Raw genomic sequence first — 18518 nt, forward strand, 5'->3', positions numbered from 1 at the left:
CCACAGAGCCTGCAATCTAGGCGCAAACCGCAGCCGGGGTGGGGCCCCGGCGAGGATTTGCAACGACGAGTGCAGGCTCTGTGGGGCGCCACCCGAAGGGCCGGGGCTGCAAGGGGCGCCCCGCGTCGTTGCGAACCTAGGTCGGGGAAGGGCCCCGACCGTCGGCTCGCGCCTAGCGCTGCACCCCTTGCAGCCCCGGCGCGGGGGAGATTCATAGGATGACAGGCCCTAACCTCGCTGAGGCCCTGAGCGGCTGGCCGCCGCCGGTGCTCGATCCGCACGGGCCGTTCTCCAACTCGGTCACCACGCTGGCCTGGGTGCTGATCGCGCTCGTCACATTGATCTTTCTGGGCGTCTGCGCGGCGATGTGGGTGGCGCTGTACGGCAGTGACGAGCTCCGCGCCCGGCTCGGCGGCGAGCGCGTCGTCAAGTGGTTCGGCCTGATCATCCCGGCCGGCGTGCTGCTGCTGCTGCTGGCCTGGGGCCTCACGCTGGTCGCCGGCATGTCCACCATCAAGGGCGACGAGCTGCGCATGCGCGTGTCCGGCAACATCTACTGGTGGCGCGTGTCCTACCTCGATGCGGCGGGCCGCGCGATCCTGGCTGACGCCAACGAACTGCACATCCCGGTCGGCCGCCCGGTCGTTGTCGACATGGTCTCGGAGGACGTCATCCACAGCTTCTGGGTGCCCAAGCTGGGCGGCAAGATGGACATGATCCCGGGCCGCACCAACCGGCTCAAGCTGCAGGCCGACAAGGCGGGCGTCTACGGCGGGCAATGCGCCGAGTTCTGCGGCGGCGCGCATGCGCTGATGGGCTTCGTCGTCGTCGCGCATGAGGCGGCGGACTGGCAGCGGTGGCTCGATGCACGCCTGAAGCCGGCCCCTGAGACCAATGTCAGCGTCGAGGCGCTGCGCGGCAAGCAACTTTTCAACGAGGTTGGCTGCGCGGCCTGCCACCGCGTCGCCGGCACCTCGGCACAAGGCGTGTCCGGGCCTGACCTGACCTTCGTCGGCGCGCGCCAGTCCCTGGGCGCCGGCATCCTGCCGAACACGCGCGCCACGCTGATTGGCTGGATCGGCGACAGCCAGTCGATCAAGCCGAACAACCGCATGCCCGCCTACCGCTCGTTGAAGGCGGCCGAGCTGAACGCACTGGCCAGCTACATGGAGTCGTTGAAGTGACGCAGCCCGCCAGCCCCGGCGTGGAAGGCGCACTCGGCGATGCGGCGACCGAGCCGTCCGAGACGGGTTTCGACACGCGGCTTTACGCGCGCTTCCCGACGCAGGGCGGTCGGCCCGCGGGCGAGTTCGAGGCGCTGGAGAAGACCTGGGAAACGCCCACCGGCTGGCGCGCGTTCAGCGCCGTCAACAACAACTTCATCGGCTTCCTGTTCATCGCCACGGCCTTCGGCTTCTTCATCGCCGCGGGCATCCTGTCGCTGGTGATGCGCGTGCAGCTGGCCGCGCCGCTGGCCAGCGTCGTGCCGCAGGAGACCTACAACCAGCTGTTCACGATGCACGGCTCGGTGATGATGTTCCTGTTCGCCGTGCCCGCCGTCGAAGCCATTGCGGTGCTGCTGCTGCCGCAGATGCTGGCCGCGCGCGACCTGCCCTTTCCGCGTCTGTCGGCCTATTCGTACTGGGCCTATGCCATTGGCGGCGTGGTCTTCTTCGGCTCGGTCCTGTTCAGCCTGGCGCCGTCGGGCGGCTGGTTCATGTACCCGCCGCTGAGCTCGGGGGTCTACGCCAAGGGCATCAACGCCGACTTCTGGCTGCTGGGCATCGGCTTCATCGAGATCAGCGCGATCGCCGGCGCCATCGAACTGATCGTCGGCGTGCTGCGCACGCGTGCCCCGGGCATGACGCTCTCGAAAATGCCGGTCTACGCCTGGGCCATCCTGATCTTCGGCGTCATGATCATCCTGGCCTTCCCGGCCATGATCATGGTCACCTTCCTGCTGGAGCTGGAGCGCGCCTTCAACTGGCCGCTGTTCGATGCCACGCGCGGCGGCGACCCGCTGCTGTACCAGCACCTGTTCTGGTTCTTCGGCCACCCGGACGTCTACATCATCTTCATCCCCGCCTCGGCGATGGTGTCGACCATGATCGTCACCGTCGCGCAGAAGAAGCTGGTGGGCCACGAACTCGTCGTGCTGGCCATGATCGCCACCGGCTTCATCAGCTTCGGCGTGTGGGCCCACCACATGTTCACGGTCGGCATGCCGGAGCTGGCGGCGGGTTATTTTTCTGCGGCGTCGATGGCGGTGGCCGTGCCCGCGGGCGCCCAGGTGTTCGCATGGATCTGCACGCTCGCCTCCGGGCGTGTGCAGCGCAACGTGCCGTCGCTGTTCCTCGTCGGCGGCATCCTCATCTTTGTGATGGGGGGCCTCAGCGGCGTCATGGTGGGCATGGTCGCCTTCGACGGCCAGGCGCACGACACCTACTTCGTCGTCGCGCATTTCCACTACGTGCTGATCGGCGGCATGCTGTTCCCGTTGTTCGCCGGCTTGTATTACTGGACGCCGATGATCAACGGCCGGCAGCTGTCGGAGCGGCTCGGGCGTTGGGTGTTCTGGCTCAGCTTCGTCGGCGTTCACGTCTGCTTCCTGCCCATGCACCTGACTGGATTGATGGGCATGCCGCGGCGCGTCAACACCTATCTGCCCGACCGGGCCTGGGATCTGCCCAACCTCATCTCCACCGTGGGCGCCTTCGTCATGGCCGCGGGCGCGCTGCTGTTCCTCATCGATGCGGTCCGTTGCTACGCCCGTGGCGGCAGCGGCGGCAATGCCCGCAATGCCTTCCATGGGGGCACGCTGGAATGGCTGTCGGCGGGCAACTACGGCGTGCGCTCCATCCCGGTGGTCAACGACCTGGAGCCGTTATGGACCGACCCCCAACTGGCCAGGGATGTGGAAGCCGGGCGCTACTTCCTGCCCAACACCGCCACCGGCCAGCGCGAGACCCTCGTCACCAGCCCCGCGCGCGCCGAGCCGCAGTACGTGCAGATCATGCCGGGGCCTTCGTGGTGGCCGCTGCTGTCGGCGCTGTCCACGGCCGGCTTCTTCCTGCTGCTGACCGTGAAGGCCATGACGCTGAGCGCCGTGTGCGGCGTGCTGACCGTGTTCTGCCTGATGCGCTGGGTGTGGAGCAACGACCGGCACCTGCCGCCGCAGCAGAGCCAGGTCGACGCTGGCGCCGGCATTCTGCTGCCGACCTATGTGGCCGGCCCGCAGGCGCACGGCTGGTGGGCCGCGGTGCTGCTCGACATCGTGCTCGGGATGATCTTCCTGATGGCGATGTTCGGCTACCTCTACCTGTACGCCGCACACCCCGACTGGTGGCTGCACAAGGCACCGCGCGGCGCGCTGGTTCCCGGCCTGTTGCTGCTGGGTGCGTCGGCGGGCCTGGCCTACGCCGCCCGGCCGCTGATGGCCCTGCTCAAGCGTGGCAGCGGCGCCAGCGCCGTGCTGATGGGCTTCAGCGCGGCGTGCCTGGCCGCCGCGCTGGCCGTGGACGTGCTCGACTGGTGGCACGCCGGGCTGCGCGGCGATGCCAGCGGCCAGGGCGCTTCGGTCTACGCGATGCTGGCCTGGCACGGCAGCGTCGTGGCGGCCGTGGTGCTGGCGGCGTTCTTCTACGCACTGCGCTGGATGCGCGGCCTGGCACCACGCCCAGCCAACAAGACGCTGGAGGCATTGCGCCTGCTGTTCATCTACGCCGCACTGGAGGGTGCCGCCGGCCTGCTGCTGCCGCGCCTGCTGCCGTGGGGCGGTGCGTGAATCGCGCTCTCAGCTCTCAGGCCACCTTCACCACCGTCTTGCCGAAGTTGCCGCCCTGCAGCAGCCGCGCCAGCGCGGCAGGCGCCTGCTCCAGCCCGTCGACGATGTCCTCGCGCAGCGTGATGCGCCCTGAATCCAGCCAGGCGCTCATCTCGCGGCGGAAGGTGTCGAAGCGTTCGCCATAGTGGTCCAGGATGATGAAACCCTGCATGCGGATGCGCTTGGCCAGCAGCGTGGCGACGAGGCCAGGCAGGCGGTCGGGGCCGGTGGGCGGCGCGGCATCGTTGTAGTGCGAGATGAAGCCGCAGACCGGCACGCGGGCGTGCAGGTTTAGCAGCGGCAGCACGGCGTCAAATACTTCACCGCCGACGTTCTCGAAATAGACGTCGATGCCTTGCGGGCAGGCCTCGGCCAGCCGCGCGGCTAGGTCGGGGGCGTGGCGATCCAGGCAGGCGTCAAAGCCCAGCGTTTCCACGGCGTGGCGGCATTTGTCGGCGCCGCCGGCAATGCCCACCACGCGGGCGCCCTTCAACTTGGCCAACTGGCCGACGACAGCGCCGACCGCACCCGTGGCCGCGGCGACGACGACGGTCTCGCCCGGCTTGGGCTGGCCGATGTCCAGCAGCCCGACATAGGCCGTGAAGCCCGGCATGCCCAGGCCACCCAGTGCGTGCGACGGTTGCGTCACGTCGCCCAGAGCCAGCAGGTCGCTGCCATCGCTCACGGCGTATTCCTGCCAGCCCGCATTGGCCAGCACCAGCTCGCCTTCCTTGAAGCCCGGGTGCCGTGACGCCACGACGCGGCTGACCGTGCCACCCACCATGACGCCGCCCAGCGGCACCGGCGGCGCGTAGCCCGGGCCGACCGGCGCCATCAGGTTGCGCATGTAGGGGTCGACGGACAGGTAGAGCGTGCGCAGCAGCACCTGGCCGTCGGCGGGTTCGGGCACGGGCTGGGTGTCGAGGCGGAAGTGCTCCGACCCGAGCAAGCCTTGCGGGTAGGCGGCGAGAGTGAGGCGGCGGTTCATTGCGCACCTCGGGCGACGGCGCGCGGACCATGGCGCAGCGTCAGCAGCGTGCCCAGCGTCAACGCAACGACAGCAAAGGCTGGACCGCCCAGCGCACCGATGCGGTCCACCAGCAGGCCGCCACCGATGGCGCCGCTCGCGATGGCGATCTGGAAGCCCGCCACCATCAACCCGCCTGCGCCCTCGGCCTGGTCGGGCGCGGCGCGCACGATCCAGGTCTGGAAGCCCACCGGGAAGGCGCCGAACGCAAAACCCCACAGCGTGATGGCCACGGCCGTGACGACGGGCGAGCTGCCGGCCACCAGCAGGCTCGCCGCCAGCACCGCGATGAGCACGCCGCCGGCGACGATCGCGTGGCGCTCGCTGCGCCCGGCCAGCCAGCCACCGGCAAAGTTGCCGAAGAAGCCGCCGATGCCATAGCCCAGCAGCACGCCCGAGATGGCGCCGACCGACAGGTGCGTGACCTGCTCCATCAGCGGGCGGATGTAGGTGAAGCCGGCAAAGTGGCCCGAGATGACGAGCAGCACCGCCAGCAGCGCCACGCGCACCGGCGGGCGGCGCAGCAGCTCGGCCAGCACGCGCAGATCCGGCTTGTCGCGCGGCGGCAGGGCCGGCAGCGTGGCCGCCTGCACGGCCAGCGTGACAAGGCTGACCACGCACGCCGCGACGAAGGCGCTACGCCAGCCCCAAACGTCGCCCATCCACGCGCCGATGGGCGCGGCACAGACGGTGGCGACCGACACGCCGGTCAGGATGACCGACATGGCGCGGGCGAACAGGTTCTCGGGCACCAGGCGCATGGCCAGCGCCGCCGACATCGACCAGAAACCACCCAGCGCAACACCCAGCATCACCCGCGCGACCAGCAGCGCCGCCAGGCTGCCGGCAGTGGCGGCCAGCAGATTGGACAGCACCAGCAGCGCGCTCAGGGCCAGCATGACGACGCGGCGGTCCAGCCTGCGCGTCAGCAGCGGCAACGCGGGTGCAGCCACCGCGCCGACCAGCGCCGTGGCCGTGACGGCCTGGCCGGCTGCGCCGTCGCTGATGCCGAGATCGCTGGCCATGGCCGTCAGCAGGCTGGCCGGCAGGAACTCGGCCATGACGAGGCCGAAGACGCCCATCGTCAGCGAGGCGACGGCCGGCCAGCGGGCGGTGGTGTGGGCCGGGGCGGGCGCGGCGATGGCGTGGCCACCGGGGTCGGTGGGGCAGGCAGTGCAGGAAGAGGAAGTCACGGCGGCAAGACCCTTTGTCAGCGAGGTCTGAATGCTAGGAATAGGCTGCCGGCGATTGAATGCCAGGAAAGCCGAGATGCTTGACTTTTCGTCCAGACCCGAGGGCCGCGACACCCTGACCGAGATCCTGCTGGGCCTGCGCCTGGACGGCGTCGAGTACGGCCGCTGCATCCTGCGCGCGCCCTGGGCCGTGGCCTTCCCGGCGCAGCGCTCGGCGCGCTTTCACTTCGTCGGCCACGGCGGCTGCTGGCTGCGCACCGCGGCCACCGACTGGGTGCGGCTGAACGCCGGCGACGCGGTGCTGCTGCCGCATGGCAGCTTTCATGTGCTGGCCAGCGCGCCCGACGTGCCGGCGGTGGACATCGACTCGCTGTCGCGCGTCGCCGTGTCGGAGAACATCTACCTGGTCGGCGCCGCGCCCGGCTCCGCCGCCGCGGTGGTGGACGACGCCACCGACGTGATGTTCTGCGGCGCGCTGCGCTTCAACCTCGACCCGCTGCACCCCCTCATCGCGATGATGCCGCCCGTCATGCTGGCCGGCGACCTGGCGCAGAAGGACGCGACCGTGCCCGTGCTGCTGGACGCGATGGAGCGCGAGGTGGCGCTGGACCGCATCGGCGCCTGCGGCATCCTGGCCCGCCTGGCCGACGCGCTGGCCGCCAGCATCATCCGCGCCTGGGTGGAATGCGGCTGCAGCGACGCGACCGGCTGGATCGCCGCGGTGCGCTGCCCCAAGATCGGCAAGGTCGTCGCCGCCATCCACGCCGAGCCCGAACGCGACTGGAGCCTGCCCGAGCTGGCCGACGTCATGGGCGCCTCACGCTCCAGTTTTGCCGACGCCTTCACGCGCACCATGGGCGAGAGCCCGGCCCGCTACGTCGCCAAGATCAAGATGTTCCAGGCCCGCCGCTGGATCGCCCAGGACGGCATGCGCGTGGCGACGGCGGCGGACCGGCTGGGCTATGAATCGGAGGCGTCGTTCAGCCGGGCGTTCAAGCGGGTGATCGGGCATGCGCCGAGTGCGGCGCGGGGGCCGTCGCCCTGAAGCACCGGCCCGGCGCCGCCCTCATTGCTCCCGCGCGCCCGACGGCGTCACGCCGCAGGCCATGCGACCCCCGCCGCCGCCCAGCGGCATCGGGTGGTCGGCGTGGTTGTCGCCGCCGATGTGGATCATCAGCGAGCGTGCACGCAGGTCGTCGAGCTTGAGCCGTGGCGCCAGCACGGCATGGCTGGCGCGCTCGTCGGCTTCCACCACCAGCGCGGGCAGGTCGCCCAGGTGGCCGTCGCCCCAGGGCGTGCCGTGGCGCCCGCTGCCCAGCGGGTCCAGGTGGGCACCTGCCGCCAGGCCCGCCACCGGCTGGCCGTCGCGCAGGCCCGCTGCGCAACTCGGGTTCTCGTGCACATGAAAGCCATGGCTGCCCGGCGGCAGGCCGTTCAGCACCGGCGTGAAGACCAGGCCGTAAGCCGATTCGGTCACCACCACTTCGCCGATCGCCTGCACCGCGCCCCGGCTGTCGATCAGGTGCATGGGCACGGTGATGGCAGCGGCCTGGACCGCGGCGACGGGAAGGGCCAGCAGCGTGGCGATGGAGAAGAAGCGCATGGTGGGTCTCCCTGACAGCGGGCCGGACACCTCGTTCAGCCCTGCCCTGACAGACGGGCTGCCGGGCACAAAGCGGACAAGGGATGTGCGGGCAGGCGAGGCCTGGCCGATGCGCCTACAGGCGGGGGCGCGAGGTGCCCGTCATCGGGGCGCAAATTGCGTTGCCCCAAGATCGGCACGGTCGTCGCTGCCATCCCCGCCGAGCCCGAGCGCGACCGGAGCCTGCTCGAGCTGGCCGACGTCATGGGCGCCTCGCGCTCCAGCTTTGCCGACGCCTTCACGCGCACCATGGGCGAGAGCCCGGCCCGCTACGTCGCCAAGATCAAGATGTTTCAGGCTCGCCGCTGGATCGCCCAGGACGGCATGCGCGTGGCCACGGCGGCCGACCGGCTGGCTTACGAGTCCGAGGCGTCATTCAGCCGGGCGTTCAAGCGGGTGATCGGGCATGCGCCCAGTGCGGGGCGGGCAGGCAAGAAAGCGGCCTGAGGTCAACGCCAGGCGCGTGCGATTTCAGCCCGTGCGACGACGCGCGATGCAGGCGATGCCCGCCAGCCCGGCCAACCACAACAGGGCCGTCTCGGGCTCCGGCACCGCCAATGCCTGTTGGGCGAATTCGAAGCTGACGGTGCCGAAGCCAGCCCCATGTGCGGCGTCGGGCGAGTACTCGTAGGCCCTGAGGTTGGCGGCGTAGATCAAGGTGCCCGGCAGCACGGCGCCATAGTCGATGGCCTCGGTGAGCCGCGTGAACCCGGCGTTGTTGACCGCCGCGGTGGCGCTGTTCAGATTGGCGTAGACGATGGCGTCGAAGCTGTTCTGCGTGACCACCACGTTGCCCATCGTCACCGAGTAGCCGCTGAGGCCCATCCCAGCCGCGTTGGTGATGCTGAAGTAGGCCAGCGTCGCATCGACGTAGTTGCCGGTCTTGACCGTCTGCGCGAACGGGTCGAAGCGCGAGGCCTGGCCCACGACGCCGAAGTCCATCGCCAGCGTGAAGCCGATGCTGCCGGGGCTGCTGTCGGGCGTGAAGACGATCGCCGCAGCGTCGGGCGCCAGCTTCGTGTTGCCGGCAAACGGCCCGTTGTTCCAGACCGGGTGCGAGGGCAGCTGCCGCTGGGTGAAATCGAAGTTGGAGCCTGCGATGGTGCAGTTGCCCAGCGCCAGGATCTGGTCGAACGTCGCGGTCGGGCAGACCGTGGCAGACGCGGGGGCCGACAGCACCAGCGCCAAGGCCGGCGCCAGCAGCGTGGGAAGGCGATTGCGCTGGCTTGTCGCAGAACTCATGGGGCTCTCCTGATCGTGGGTTGGAGCCGCCGATGTTGCGCGCCCGTCCGACGGTGCTCCACCCACGGATGACCCACAGTCGAGCCGGGCAAGGGTCGTCGCGCCCCTGTTGGCGGGCCGAATGAGCGCTGCGGGGTGGCCACCTAAAATTCGCCGCCCCAGCGTGCCGTTCAGGCGCCGTTCAACGATCCGATGACGACCACCACCCTGCTCCTGCAACTCATCGTCATCCTCGGCGTGGCCCGCGGCTGCGGCTGGTTGCTGCGTCATCTGGGCCAGCCGCAGGTGGTGGGCGAGATGGCGGCCGGCCTCGTGCTCGGGCCGGCTGTCATGGGCTTCTACCTGCCCGACCTGCATGCCCAGCTGTTCGCCAAGCCCTTGCTGGGTGGCCTGAACGCGCTGGCCACGCTGGGCCTGGTGCTGTTCATGTTCGTCGTCGGCCTGGAGATCCGCGCGCCGGGCGGCCTGCGCTCACAGCTGCGGTCAGCCGGTAGCGTCGGCCTGCTCAGCGTGCTGGCGCCGGCCGTCCTGGCCTTGGCCATCACGCCCGCCCTGCACCCGGGCTTGGCGCCGGCGGGCGTGGGCTTCTGGCCCTTTGCGCTGTTCATGACGGCCGCCGTGTCCATCACCGCCTTCCCCGTCATGGCCCGCATCCTCAAGGACCGCGGCATGACGCAGACCCGCTTCGGCCAGCTGGCCCTGGCGGGCGCTGCGGTCGTCGACGTGTTCGCCTGGGTGCTGCTGGCCTTTGTCGTCGCCCTTGCGGGAGTGGGTGAAGGCTATGCCGGCCTGGCCCGGATTGCCGGTGGCACGCTGGCCATCCTCGCCGTCCTCTATTTCGTCGTGCGACCGGTCTATGCCCGCCTGCTGGCCGCCCGGGCACCCGACGGGGAGCCGTCGCTGGGTGTGCTGGCGGCGCTGATGCTGGGCCTGCTGGCCAGCGCCGCGGCGACCGAATGGCTGCACCTGCACGCGGTGTTCGGCGCCTTCCTGTTCGGCGCCACGCTGCCGCGCGACGACCGCCTGCTGCAGTCGCTGATGCAGCGCATCGAGCCGCTGTCCATCGTGCTGCTGATGCCGCTGTTCTTCGCGCTGGCCGGCCTGTCGACGACGCGCTCGGCCTTTGCCGGCGGCGCCCTGGGCGCCATGCTGCTGGTGGTGGGCGTGGCGACGGTCGGCAAGCTGGTGGGCGGCTGGCTGGGCGCCCGCGTGGCCGGCCTCAACGGCGCCGAGAGCATGGCCACCGGCGCGCTGATGAACGCCCGCGGCCTGATGGAGCTCATCGTCATGAAGGTGGGCCTGGATGTCGGCCTCATCGGCCCCGACATGTTCACCATCCTGCTCATCATGGCCCTGGCCACCACGGCGATGACCAGCCCATTGATCACATTGGCGTTGCGATATCGGCGGGTCGATAACGCCAGAGCCGCCTGAGCTCGCCATGCAGATCCAGCTGAGCTCCGACGACTATCTGTCAGCGATTCGCGCCGGCTTCAAGCCTCGCCCTGCATTTGCAGTGCTCGGCATCTTGATCGTCGTCCTTGCCCTGGCCGCATTGGTCTTCATGCTGGGTTCGTGGTGGCGAGGGGAAGGCTCCTGGTCTGATGTGCTGGGCGTGCTGGCGATCTGCTACTTCCCCGCCTGGTATTGGTTTTATCTGCCGTGGAAGGTGCGGCGCCTGTATGCGCAGCAGCGATCACTTCACCAGCCGGCATCGGTCGAGATTGGCGAAGCCGGCCTGCAGTTCCGGACGGTGAATGGCGAAGGCTTGATGCCCTGGGAGAACGTCTACCGATGGCGAGAAACCAAGGTGGTTTTTGTTCTCTACCAGTCTGATCTGTTGTTCAGTTTGATCCCCAAGCGGTACTTCGACTCGATGGAAGCTCAAGGTGATTTCAGGGCAATGCTGGTGCGCCAGGTGGGACCTGCGAATACGCCGCGCAAGCTGTCTTGAGGCCCGGCAGCGCCGCGCGCCAACCGGGCTGCGGGTGCCGAGGCGGACATGCGCCAGGCAGCGGGCTATCCGGCCCATCGCCGACTTGTTCGTTGCCAGGTGCAGTTTGTCGCCTGCCGATGCCGCTCATGGATGCGCTTTGCAAACTGCGCAGGCTGCAACCCTTGCAAGGAACTCCCATGCGCTCTATTCGATGATGGCCGGCCTGCTGTCGGCGGCCCTGGCCGTGCCCTGCGCCCCGGGCCGCCGCACGCAGGTGCACTGCGCTCTCGCCCGGATTTGGCTGACTTATTGAACGTTGATGGCCGTGATCGTTGCCGTCGAGCCGGACCAGCCGGCTTGCGACACGATGTACAGAATGCCGTTCGGTGACAGCGCGAGATTGCCCGATGCTGGATAGCTCCAGATCGTTCGGTGTGCCGAGCGATCGATGACGTAGGTCGAGGTGTTGGTACTGATGATCACGGTGTTCTTCGTGAGCAGGACCTCACTGACGAATTCCGTATCGCCAGACGCCTGGGGCGTCCAGGACCAGAGCAGCGAGCCGTCGGCTTCCGAGCGGGCCTCGAGTCGCAAGGGGTTGTTATTGGCCGCGTAGACGACGCCCGCGTCATAGGCCGGCGTCGAGGGGTAGACGCCCCTGATGGACCAGTCGACGGTCCGCGACTGGAGGTTGAAGTGCAGGAGTGAATTGCCGATCCCTCCGCCATTCAGAAAGCTGTTGGCATAGGCCGCGGCGAACACGGAGTTGGCGCCGCCGAGGACGGGGGAGCCGCCGATTTCGTAGATGTAGTTCGTGAAGGACGGATCGGCGATGCTCATCTTGAGCGCGCCGGAAACAGGGTCGAACACCTGCAGGGAGTTGCCGGTATAGGCATACACCGCGTTGGCGTCGACGGCTGGGGTCCACGCAGATTGCTGTGCGGCTCCGGCAAAGTACAACTCGGTGCCCTGCGTGCTGAATGCATACAGCCCGCCGTAGGTTCCCGCGTTGGTGTACACGCCTGAGGGCCCCACGGTGGGCGCGAGATAGTGCTCCCACTGAGATGACATGCGGGACTTGAACAGCACGGTGCCGTTGCTGGCGTCCAGGCCGAACATATAGGTCGACGATTGCTGACCGGCCGCGACATAGACGACCCCGTTGCTGACGGCCGGGGGATTTGTGGAAGGGTAGGGCAGCTCGCCGAAGCTGTAGCTCCAGACGCTGGCACCGTCATGCTCACGCCGAGCCGAAACGGCGTTGTCTCCGGCGATGTAGAAGTTGCCGCCTGCCGTGGTGACCGTGCCGAGGTTGAAGCGGCCGTTGAAATAGATGAAGGACGGCACCGTGATTTGCCAGCGGGTGTCGAACTTGTTGGCGTCGAGCGTGACCGGCACGTAACCGGTGTGGGCGGCGTTGCCCTGGAACGTGGCCCATTCCGGTGCGCCCGCGACGGGCGAGAGCGCCGTCAGGTGATTGCCCGGCCAGGCGCCACCTGCGGCAAGGACGTTGACGCTGTAGTTCACGAACAGCGTCGATGTCGCCTGCGGCGCAGCGCAGGCCGCATCCTGGCAGAGGCTCACCACCGCCTGCCCGGCATGGACGCCTGCCGTGGCGGAGCCGGCGGTCGAAAACTCCAGGACATAGCTGCCACCGCTGGCGGTGACTGCGACGGTCGAGCCGATCACGCCGTCCTTGTCGCTCGCCTTGGCGTAGACGGTGCCAGTGAGGCCGAGCGCCGCGCCGTCGAGCGTCACCAGCGGAGCGACCGAGGTGCCCGCCACCGTCATGCGAGTGACCTTGGCGGCAGGCTGGACAGCCAGGCGGATCTTTGCATTGGCCGAGCCGCCGGGCCCCGTCGCCGTGACGGTGAAGTCGGCGGGAGCGGTGCCGGCGGTAGGCGTGCCCGAGATGGCGCCCGTGGTGGTGTTCAACGCAAGGCCGGCCGGCAGCGCGGGTGCGACGCTGAACGACGTCACGGTTCCTGATGTGGTCGGCGCCAGCGTCGATGTCGCCTGGTCCTGCACGTAGGCCTGGGGTGCGGCGTAGGACAGCGTCGGTGCTGGCGGCGTCGGGGTGCTGCTGCCGCCCCCACCGCCACAGCCGATGGAAATTGCAGCGCAAACCAAGGCTGCGCAAAGACCCGTGGCCCTCATATCCGTCCTCCCCGTGCTTTTGATGTCGTCCCGCATGCGGGCGCGGCGATTCTAGAAGCGCTCTGGCGCAGCATTCGGGGTCGATGCCGAAGGCGCCGATGGCATTCTTCACGGCCCAACCGCTGACTGATCACTGGCGTTGCGCAAGCGCGTTGACGCCTCGGTGGCGTGTCGAGGGTGCGAGGGCGGTCTGAAGGGCCATCACGCCAAAGCCACCCCAAGCGCGATGCATCATCGCGATGACCAGCAGCCTGGCCTCGATATTTGCGACGCAGTGATGGCTCAGCGGGGCGCGGCCCTCCAAGGAGCAGACCAGCAGGCGGCCGCGCGCGGTCTAAGAACCATTGAACCACCCATGGGCCACCGCCAGCGCGGATGGATGGGCGGGAATGAAGGCATGGCTGGCGCTGATCGGGGCCGCGAACTGGAATTTTTCCGGCGCGGCTTCCTCTTTGGTCACCATGCCGTCATGCGGCAACCGGAATCCGGCGAATATTCCCAATGCGCCCAGCCAGGGCCATATGCCGTAGATGCAGGCCGTTGGAACTGGTGGAAACGGAATCTTTGCCATTTCGTCCGCGCTCGCCACCAGTTGCCCGCATTCGCCGGTCATCGCTTTATAGATTCGCCAATTTTTCAATCTGCTGGCCAGCCGCATTGACGCGAGCGGCGATGCGAGCAAGACGATCCGTCGGGGCGGTGGCGCCGCAGCGCCAGGCTCCTGCAGGACCAATCGCAAGAGGACGCCGCCGAACGAATACCCCATGGCATGGTATTCACCGCAGGCTGCCACTTCCTTGAGCACCGCCGAGAGCTGGGCCTTCATGTCGGGCAACGACTGCGACGATGCTGAATAGTCGAAGCAGTGAACTGAATATCCCCGCTGTTCGAAATAGCGAATCAGCTTGCCGCGCATATAGCGCTTGCCGCCCACGCCATCGATAAAAACCAGTTGCTTCGCCATCAATGGGCGTTTCTCCACAAGAAACAGCCCGCAGTGATTGGGCCGCGGGCCTGATGTTGACAGCTCCGTTGGGGTGAGCCACGCGAACCCCAACATCGACGATGTCGCGCTTCCGAACAGTACCGTGCTGCCGCCATCCGTGTTGGGGTTCACTGCGTTCACTCCAACCGGGCTGGCCTGGGTGCTCAGCTTCGACCATCGGCCGACAGCGCTGGACTGCACCGGGCGGCATGCGCATTGCCGCGACGGCGGACCGTATGGACTAGGAGCTGGAGGGTAGGCGTCGTTAGTCAGAACGATACCTTCTATTTAGCTGCCGAATTCGATAATAGAGAAACAGGACCATGCTTAGCAGACCGAGCTTAAAGCTTACATCTGCTATGCGTTCAAAGCGCTGCCGCTGATCTCGCTTACTCTGAAGATATTCGTCAATCTTGACTTGCCTGCCTTTGGCAGATTTCCCGCTTTCCAAATCAGCAGTCACCAGGGGTTTGCAACTGGCGCTATCCATACCGAAGAATGTGACGTAAGCGTTGTATGACCCTTCCGAAGAGCTGCGAGATAATTTGCGATAGCTGATCGTTACTGGATCGGCGAGTTTTCGCAGCATTTCCGGGGATTCTTGACTTGCCAAGGAGTCCGGGTATGTTGCATGGGAATCGTATCCAACACAACCATGAAATTGAACGCGTATATCCTTTAAGTCCTTTGATCCTATGTTTGTGATTCTCACTTGGAGGCTATCGAAAGGCTTCAAGTCGGCCCATGCAGCCAATGTTGGCGTATTGATAGCCAGTTCTCGGGTGATAGATCGAACTAGTGATTTTGGGAGGTCGCTTGGGCTCTTTATGCTTTCGTCAAGTCGTTTCAGTGCGGCGTTTACTTGCCTATTCCACTCCACGATGGGGTTCTTCGTATATTTATATTCAAACAAAAAACTGTCGTCATCGTCGGCAAATGCTTCGTAGATTGCCGGACCGAATGGTGAAATTGCCGTGGCAACAACAGTAGCCCAGCCGATCAACGTTGCAGCACTCGGTATTTTCACTGAATGACCCTGCGGTGTGAATTTGGTGATCTGATTGCCCATCGTCCACGGTAATTGTTGTAGGACTCCATCTGCTCTGCTAACAAATACAGGCGATAAAAAAGGCCCGTAGCAGTGTGCTGTGGGCCTTTTTAATCCAAGCGGGTTTGGTTCAGAACGGAATATCGTCATCCATATCGTCAAACCCCGTCGCCGCCTTGGGCGCCGCAGCCGGTGCACGCGGAGCGGGCGGGCGCTGGGCCGCAGCCGGGCGCGCTGCCGGGCGGGCACCGCCCTCGTCGCCACCGCCACGGCTGTAACCGCCACCACCACCTTCACCGCCACCCGCACCACGGCCGTAGCTGGCACCGCCACCGCCGCCTTCATCGCCACCGCCGGCGCCATCACGGCCGCCGAGCAGTTGCATCTCCTGGGCAATGATCTCGGTCGTGTAGGTGTCGCGGCCTTCCTTGTCCTGCCACTTGCGGGTCTTCAGGCGGCCTTCGACATAGAGGGGGCGGCCCTTCTTGACGTACTCGCCGACGATCTCGGCCAGGCGGTCGTTGAAGACGACGCGGTGCCATTCGGTCTCTTCCTGGCGCTCGCCGCTCTCGCGGTTCTTCCAGTTGCGGGTGGTCGCCAGGCTGAGGGTGACCCAGGCGCCGCCGCTGGGGTTGTAGCGAACCTCGGGGTCTTTGCCGACGTTGCCGATGATGATGACTTTGTTGACGCTGGCCATGACGCTCGTCCGAATTCGATGGGGAAGGGGCGAATTATGCCGAGGGGCTCGCCGAACCCCGTCAGCAACTCCACGTAGACCGCATCCCGCACCCCGGGGCCCGCACTTCGTCTCTCCACCCGCCGCCCGCCCGATGGGGCTCCCTAAGATGAAGCCATGAACTCCCCCGACCCTCGCTCCAGCAACCGCCGCCCGAATGTGCGGCTGTGGCTGGCGTACGCCGGGACTTGCGCGCTGGCCTGGTGCCTGTTCGTGCTGGCGGGCAGCGAGTTCGACCGCGGCCTGGACCCGTTCTGGCTGGCCGTCTACCAGGCCACCACCATGCTGTGGGCACCGATGCTGCTGGGCATCGCCGTCTGGCCGGTGGCCCGCCGCCTGCACGGCACCGATGCCGGCGCGGCCGCGACCGCCCTGGCGCACGCGATGGCGGCGCTGTCGTTCTCGGCGCTGTGGCAGGCCGGTGAGTTCGCCGTCAATGCCGCCCTGTTCGGCACCGACCACGCCGGCGCCGTGCTGCTGGCAGGCCTGCTGTGGCGCTCGGTGTGGGGCTTCGTGGTCTACGCAGCAATAGCCACCGCTTTCACTGCCGTGCTGCAGTCGCGCGCGGCGCGCTCGGCGGCCGTGCACGCCGCCCAGGCCGAGAGCGCCCTGGCCAAGGCCGAGCTGTCGGCCATCAGCGGCAAGCTGAACCCGCATTTCCTGTTCAACACGCTGAACTCGCTGATCGCCCTGACCCGCAAGGACCCGGCCGCCGCCGAGGCCTCGCTGCTGAAGTTCTCGTCCATGCTGCGCTATGTGCTGGACACCAAGCGCGGCGCCGAGGACCGCGTGATGCTGTCCGACGAGATCGACTTCCTGCGCGACTACCTGGCCCTGGAAGCCCTGCGCCTGGGCGCGCGGCTGCGCGTGGACTGGGACCTGGAGGAGCGCGTGATGGCCGACGAGCTGCCGCCGCTCACCCTGCAGCCCCTGGTCGAGAACTCCATCCTACATGCCGTGGCCACCCGCAAGGGCGGCGGCAAGGTGACCATCACCGCCCGCCGCAATGCCCTCAACCATGGCCTGGACCTGGCCGTGGCCGACGACGGCCCGGGCTGCGAGCCCGAGGCCCTGGAGCCCAAGCCCGGCCAGCGCCGCGGCGTGGGCCTGGCGGCGCTGAAAAAGCGCTTCGCGCTGGACTACGACGGCCAGGCCCGCTTGCGCATCCACACCGCTCCCGGCGCAGGATTTCGCGTCGACCTCTTCATTCCACAGACATGAACACGACCACCGTCCTGATCGCCGAAGACGAACACCTCGCCGCCGAAGCCCTGGCCGACTGGGTCAAGGCCACGCCGGGCCTGCAGCTGGTGGCTGTCTGCGAGGATGGCGACGATGCGCTGGCGCAGATCCGCGCGCTCAAGCCCGCGCTGGTGCTGACGGACATCCAGATGCCGGGCCTGACGGGGTTGCAGGTGGTGCAGGCCCTGCAAGGCGAGGTCCACCAGCCGCGCATCATCTTCACCACCGCCTATGACCAGCACGCGCTGACGGCCTTCGAGCTGCATGCGGTGGACTACCTGCTCAAGCCCTTCTCGCGCGAGCGCTTCGACGAGGCCATCAGCCATGTGCTGCGCGACGCATCGCCCAGCCCTGCCGATGTGGCGCAGGCCTTGGGCGCGCCTGCCGACGCACCGCTGACGCGCCTCTTGGTGCGCGACCAGGGCAAGATCTTCCCGCTGCAGGTGGACGCCATCGAGTGCCTGCGCTCCGACAACAAGTACACCGCCATCACCAGCAAGGGCCGCAGCTTCCTGGTGCGGCTGCCGATTGCCGATTTTGAGACGCGGCTGGACCCGATGAAGTTCCTGCGCGTGCAGCGCGGCTGCATCGTCAACCTGGATTTCGTCGAGAGCATGACCCCGGACGAGAACTCGCAGCTCGTCGTGCAGCTGCGTGACGGCACGCGCATCACGGCCAACCGTGAGGTGTCCAAGATGTTGAGGGAGCAGTCGCTATGAACAAAAACCGCCTGCTGGTTTGCCTGCTGCTGGCCGCCGGCCTGGCCCAGGCCCAGACCGCGCCCACGGCCCCGGCCGCACCCGTGCCCCCATCCGCGCTGCCGGCACCGCCCGCACTGCCTACCGGGCCGGGCAAGGTCTACGCCCCGGGCGCCTTCGATCGCTTGGAGCTGGCCGGCGCGGCGCGCGTCATCCTTGTGCAGGGCGAGCGCGACCAGGCCTTCATCGCCGGCGACGCCGAGGTGCAGAAGAGCGTCGAGGTCGAGCTGGCCGACGGCCAGCTCGTCATCCGCCCGACCGGCGGCTGGAAGTTCTGGCACAGCAGCAAGCTGTTCGTGCAGGTTGAGATGCGCCAGCTGCGGCAGCTGTCGCTGTCCGGCGCCAGTGACATGCACGTGCCCGGCCCGCTGCGCACCGATCAGCTCAAGCTCAGCATCAGCGGCGCAGGCCTGGTGCGGCTGGACCAGCTGCAGGCCAAGCAGCTCACCTTTGTCATCTCGGGTGCCGGTGACGGGCAGCTCGGCGGGCGCGTTGAGGACCTGGCGCTGCAGATCTCCGGCAAGGGCAAGGTGGTCGCCGACCGCCTTCAGGCCCAGCGCGCCCGTGTCAGCGTCAGCGGCATCGGCAATGTGCTGCTGTGGGTGACCGACGAGCTGGCGGCCAATATCTCGGGCATCGGCTCGGTGGACTACTTCGGCAACCCGTCGGTGCAGCGCTCGGTGTCGGGCATGGGCTCGATCAGCGCCAGGGGCGAGAAGCGGAACTAGG

17 protein-coding genes are annotated in these 18518 nt (G+C 67.6%); 9 read left to right on the plus strand and 8 right to left on the minus strand.

Translation table 11 applies throughout. The features are described 5' to 3' along the window. Positions 1 to 218: 218 nt before the first annotated feature. Positions 219 to 1184, plus strand: a complete 966-nt coding sequence (gene coxB, locus ASC91_RS01370) for a cytochrome c oxidase subunit II (RefSeq protein WP_056191341.1) — start codon at positions 219 to 221, stop codon at positions 1182 to 1184. Beyond that, positions 1181 to 3784 carry a cbb3-type cytochrome c oxidase subunit I gene (locus tag ASC91_RS01375; protein WP_056191342.1) on the plus strand — a complete coding sequence of 868 codons (2604 nt, stop codon included), beginning with the start codon at positions 1181 to 1183 and terminating at the stop codon, positions 3782 to 3784. Before coxB ends, ASC91_RS01375 begins: the two co-directional genes overlap by 4 nt. Positions 3785 to 3800: 16 nt before the next feature. On the opposite strand, the gene ASC91_RS01380 is transcribed toward ASC91_RS01375, so the two are convergent. Both ASC91_RS01380 and ASC91_RS01385 read right to left on the minus strand, forming a co-directional pair. Then, positions 3801 to 4811, minus strand: coding sequence for an NADP-dependent oxidoreductase (locus ASC91_RS01380; RefSeq protein ID WP_056191344.1), 1011 nt, complete (start codon positions 4809 to 4811; stop codon positions 3801 to 3803). After that, positions 4808 to 6043: an MFS transporter gene (locus ASC91_RS01385; protein ID WP_056191346.1), complete on the minus strand. Its 1236-nt coding sequence runs from the start codon at positions 6041 to 6043 to the stop codon at positions 4808 to 4810. Before ASC91_RS01385 ends, ASC91_RS01380 begins: the two co-directional genes overlap by 4 nt. 76 nt (positions 6044 to 6119) lie before the next feature. Here ASC91_RS01385 and ASC91_RS01390 point away from each other — a divergent pair, with 76 nt between their 5' ends. Beyond that, on the plus strand, positions 6120 to 7088 hold the full coding sequence (locus ASC91_RS01390; protein WP_056191348.1) for an AraC family transcriptional regulator: 969 nt from the start codon (positions 6120 to 6122) through the stop codon (positions 7086 to 7088). A gap of 21 nt (positions 7089 to 7109) precedes the next feature. Here ASC91_RS01390 and sodC read toward each other — a convergent pair whose 3' ends face one another. Continuing rightward, the gene (gene sodC / locus ASC91_RS01395) at positions 7110 to 7646 is read right to left on the minus strand and encodes a superoxide dismutase family protein (RefSeq protein ID WP_056191350.1); all 537 of its coding nucleotides are present in this window, start codon (positions 7644 to 7646) and stop codon (positions 7110 to 7112) included. A 156-nt stretch (positions 7647 to 7802) separates the two neighbouring features. Between sodC and ASC91_RS01400 the strand changes: the two genes are divergently transcribed. Further along, positions 7803 to 8132 (plus strand): AraC family transcriptional regulator, encoded by a 330-nt coding sequence (locus ASC91_RS01400; protein WP_056191352.1) that lies wholly within the window; start codon positions 7803 to 7805, stop codon positions 8130 to 8132. Between the two features lie 24 nt (positions 8133 to 8156). Here the strand turns inward: ASC91_RS01400 and ASC91_RS01405 are convergent, their stop codons facing one another. After that, the gene (locus ASC91_RS01405) at positions 8157 to 8927 is read right to left on the minus strand and encodes a PEP-CTERM sorting domain-containing protein (protein WP_056191354.1); all 771 of its coding nucleotides are present in this window, start codon (positions 8925 to 8927) and stop codon (positions 8157 to 8159) included. 192 nt (positions 8928 to 9119) lie between these two features. On the opposite strand from ASC91_RS01405, the gene ASC91_RS01410 reads away from it, so the two are divergent. Next, on the plus strand, positions 9120 to 10361 hold the full coding sequence (locus tag ASC91_RS01410) for a cation:proton antiporter (RefSeq protein ID WP_056191356.1): 1242 nt from the start codon (positions 9120 to 9122) through the stop codon (positions 10359 to 10361). A 7-nt stretch (positions 10362 to 10368) separates the two neighbouring features. Then, the gene (locus ASC91_RS01415; RefSeq protein ID WP_056191358.1) at positions 10369 to 10881 is read left to right on the plus strand and encodes a YcxB family protein; all 513 of its coding nucleotides are present in this window, start codon (positions 10369 to 10371) and stop codon (positions 10879 to 10881) included. A 288-nt stretch (positions 10882 to 11169) separates the two neighbouring features. Here ASC91_RS01415 and ASC91_RS01420 read toward each other — a convergent pair whose 3' ends face one another. The 4 genes from ASC91_RS01420 to ssb all read right to left on the minus strand — a co-directional run bounded on the left by ASC91_RS01420 (position 11170) and on the right by ssb (position 15750). Further along, entirely contained in the window at positions 11170 to 13056 is a 1887-nt protein-coding gene (locus ASC91_RS01420) for a putative Ig domain-containing protein (protein WP_082532328.1), read from the minus strand. A gap of 298 nt (positions 13057 to 13354) precedes the next feature. Then, positions 13355 to 14137: a triacylglycerol lipase gene (locus tag ASC91_RS01425; protein WP_157281007.1), complete on the minus strand. Its 783-nt coding sequence runs from the start codon at positions 14135 to 14137 to the stop codon at positions 13355 to 13357. A 133-nt stretch (positions 14138 to 14270) separates the two neighbouring features. Next, positions 14271 to 15074 (minus strand): hypothetical protein, encoded by an 804-nt coding sequence (locus tag ASC91_RS29140; RefSeq protein ID WP_157281009.1) that lies wholly within the window; start codon positions 15072 to 15074, stop codon positions 14271 to 14273. 109 nt (positions 15075 to 15183) lie between these two features. Further along, positions 15184 to 15750, minus strand: a complete 567-nt coding sequence (ssb, locus tag ASC91_RS01430) for a single-stranded DNA-binding protein (protein ID WP_056191367.1) — start codon at positions 15748 to 15750, stop codon at positions 15184 to 15186. Between the two features lie 156 nt (positions 15751 to 15906). Between ssb and ASC91_RS01435 the strand changes: the two genes are divergently transcribed. Genes ASC91_RS01435 through ASC91_RS01445 form a run of 3 tightly spaced genes read left to right on the plus strand, consistent with a single transcriptional unit; the run spans position 15907 to position 18517 of the window. Continuing rightward, on the plus strand, positions 15907 to 17010 hold the full coding sequence (locus ASC91_RS01435; RefSeq protein ID WP_056191369.1) for a sensor histidine kinase: 1104 nt from the start codon (positions 15907 to 15909) through the stop codon (positions 17008 to 17010). After that, positions 17007 to 17750, plus strand: a complete 744-nt coding sequence (locus ASC91_RS01440) for a LytTR family DNA-binding domain-containing protein (protein ID WP_056191370.1) — start codon at positions 17007 to 17009, stop codon at positions 17748 to 17750. The genes ASC91_RS01435 and ASC91_RS01440 overlap by 4 nt, the downstream gene beginning before the upstream one ends. Next, complete coding sequence (locus tag ASC91_RS01445; protein WP_056191372.1) at positions 17747 to 18517, plus strand: head GIN domain-containing protein; 771 nt, start codon at positions 17747 to 17749, stop codon at positions 18515 to 18517. The genes ASC91_RS01440 and ASC91_RS01445 overlap by 4 nt, the downstream gene beginning before the upstream one ends. The last annotated feature ends 1 nt before the right edge of the window (position 18518 follow it).

This window comes from Pelomonas sp. Root1237 (assembly GCF_001425055.1).
GTDB lineage: Bacteria > Pseudomonadota > Gammaproteobacteria > Burkholderiales > Burkholderiaceae_C > Pelomonas.

What these genes read in the sequence shown, in the direction of transcription:
- coxB (WP_056191341.1), top strand. Translation starts at nt 219, where the DNA reads ATGACAGGCCCTAACCTCGCTGAGGCCCTGAGCGGCTGGCCGCCGCCG.
- ASC91_RS01380 (WP_056191344.1), bottom strand. Translation starts at nt 4,811, where the DNA reads ATGAACCGCCGCCTCACTCTCGCCGCCTACCCGCAAGGCTTGCTCGGG.
- ASC91_RS01390 (WP_056191348.1), top strand. Translation starts at nt 6,120, where the DNA reads ATGCTTGACTTTTCGTCCAGACCCGAGGGCCGCGACACCCTGACCGAG.
- sodC (WP_056191350.1), bottom strand. Translation starts at nt 7,646, where the DNA reads ATGCGCTTCTTCTCCATCGCCACGCTGCTGGCCCTTCCCGTCGCCGCG.
- ASC91_RS01405 (WP_056191354.1), bottom strand. Translation starts at nt 8,927, where the DNA reads ATGAGTTCTGCGACAAGCCAGCGCAATCGCCTTCCCACGCTGCTGGCG.
- ASC91_RS01410 (WP_056191356.1), top strand. Translation starts at nt 9,120, where the DNA reads ATGACGACCACCACCCTGCTCCTGCAACTCATCGTCATCCTCGGCGTG.
- ASC91_RS01415 (WP_056191358.1), top strand. Translation starts at nt 10,369, where the DNA reads ATGCAGATCCAGCTGAGCTCCGACGACTATCTGTCAGCGATTCGCGCC.
- ASC91_RS01420 (WP_082532328.1), bottom strand. Translation starts at nt 13,056, where the DNA reads ATGCGGGACGACATCAAAAGCACGGGGAGGACGGATATGAGGGCCACG.
- ASC91_RS29140 (WP_157281009.1), bottom strand. Translation starts at nt 15,074, where the DNA reads ATGGGCAATCAGATCACCAAATTCACACCGCAGGGTCATTCAGTGAAA.
- ssb (WP_056191367.1), bottom strand. Translation starts at nt 15,750, where the DNA reads ATGGCCAGCGTCAACAAAGTCATCATCATCGGCAACGTCGGCAAAGAC.
- ASC91_RS01435 (WP_056191369.1), top strand. Translation starts at nt 15,907, where the DNA reads ATGAACTCCCCCGACCCTCGCTCCAGCAACCGCCGCCCGAATGTGCGG.
- ASC91_RS01440 (WP_056191370.1), top strand. Translation starts at nt 17,007, where the DNA reads ATGAACACGACCACCGTCCTGATCGCCGAAGACGAACACCTCGCCGCC.
- ASC91_RS01445 (WP_056191372.1), top strand. Translation starts at nt 17,747, where the DNA reads ATGAACAAAAACCGCCTGCTGGTTTGCCTGCTGCTGGCCGCCGGCCTG.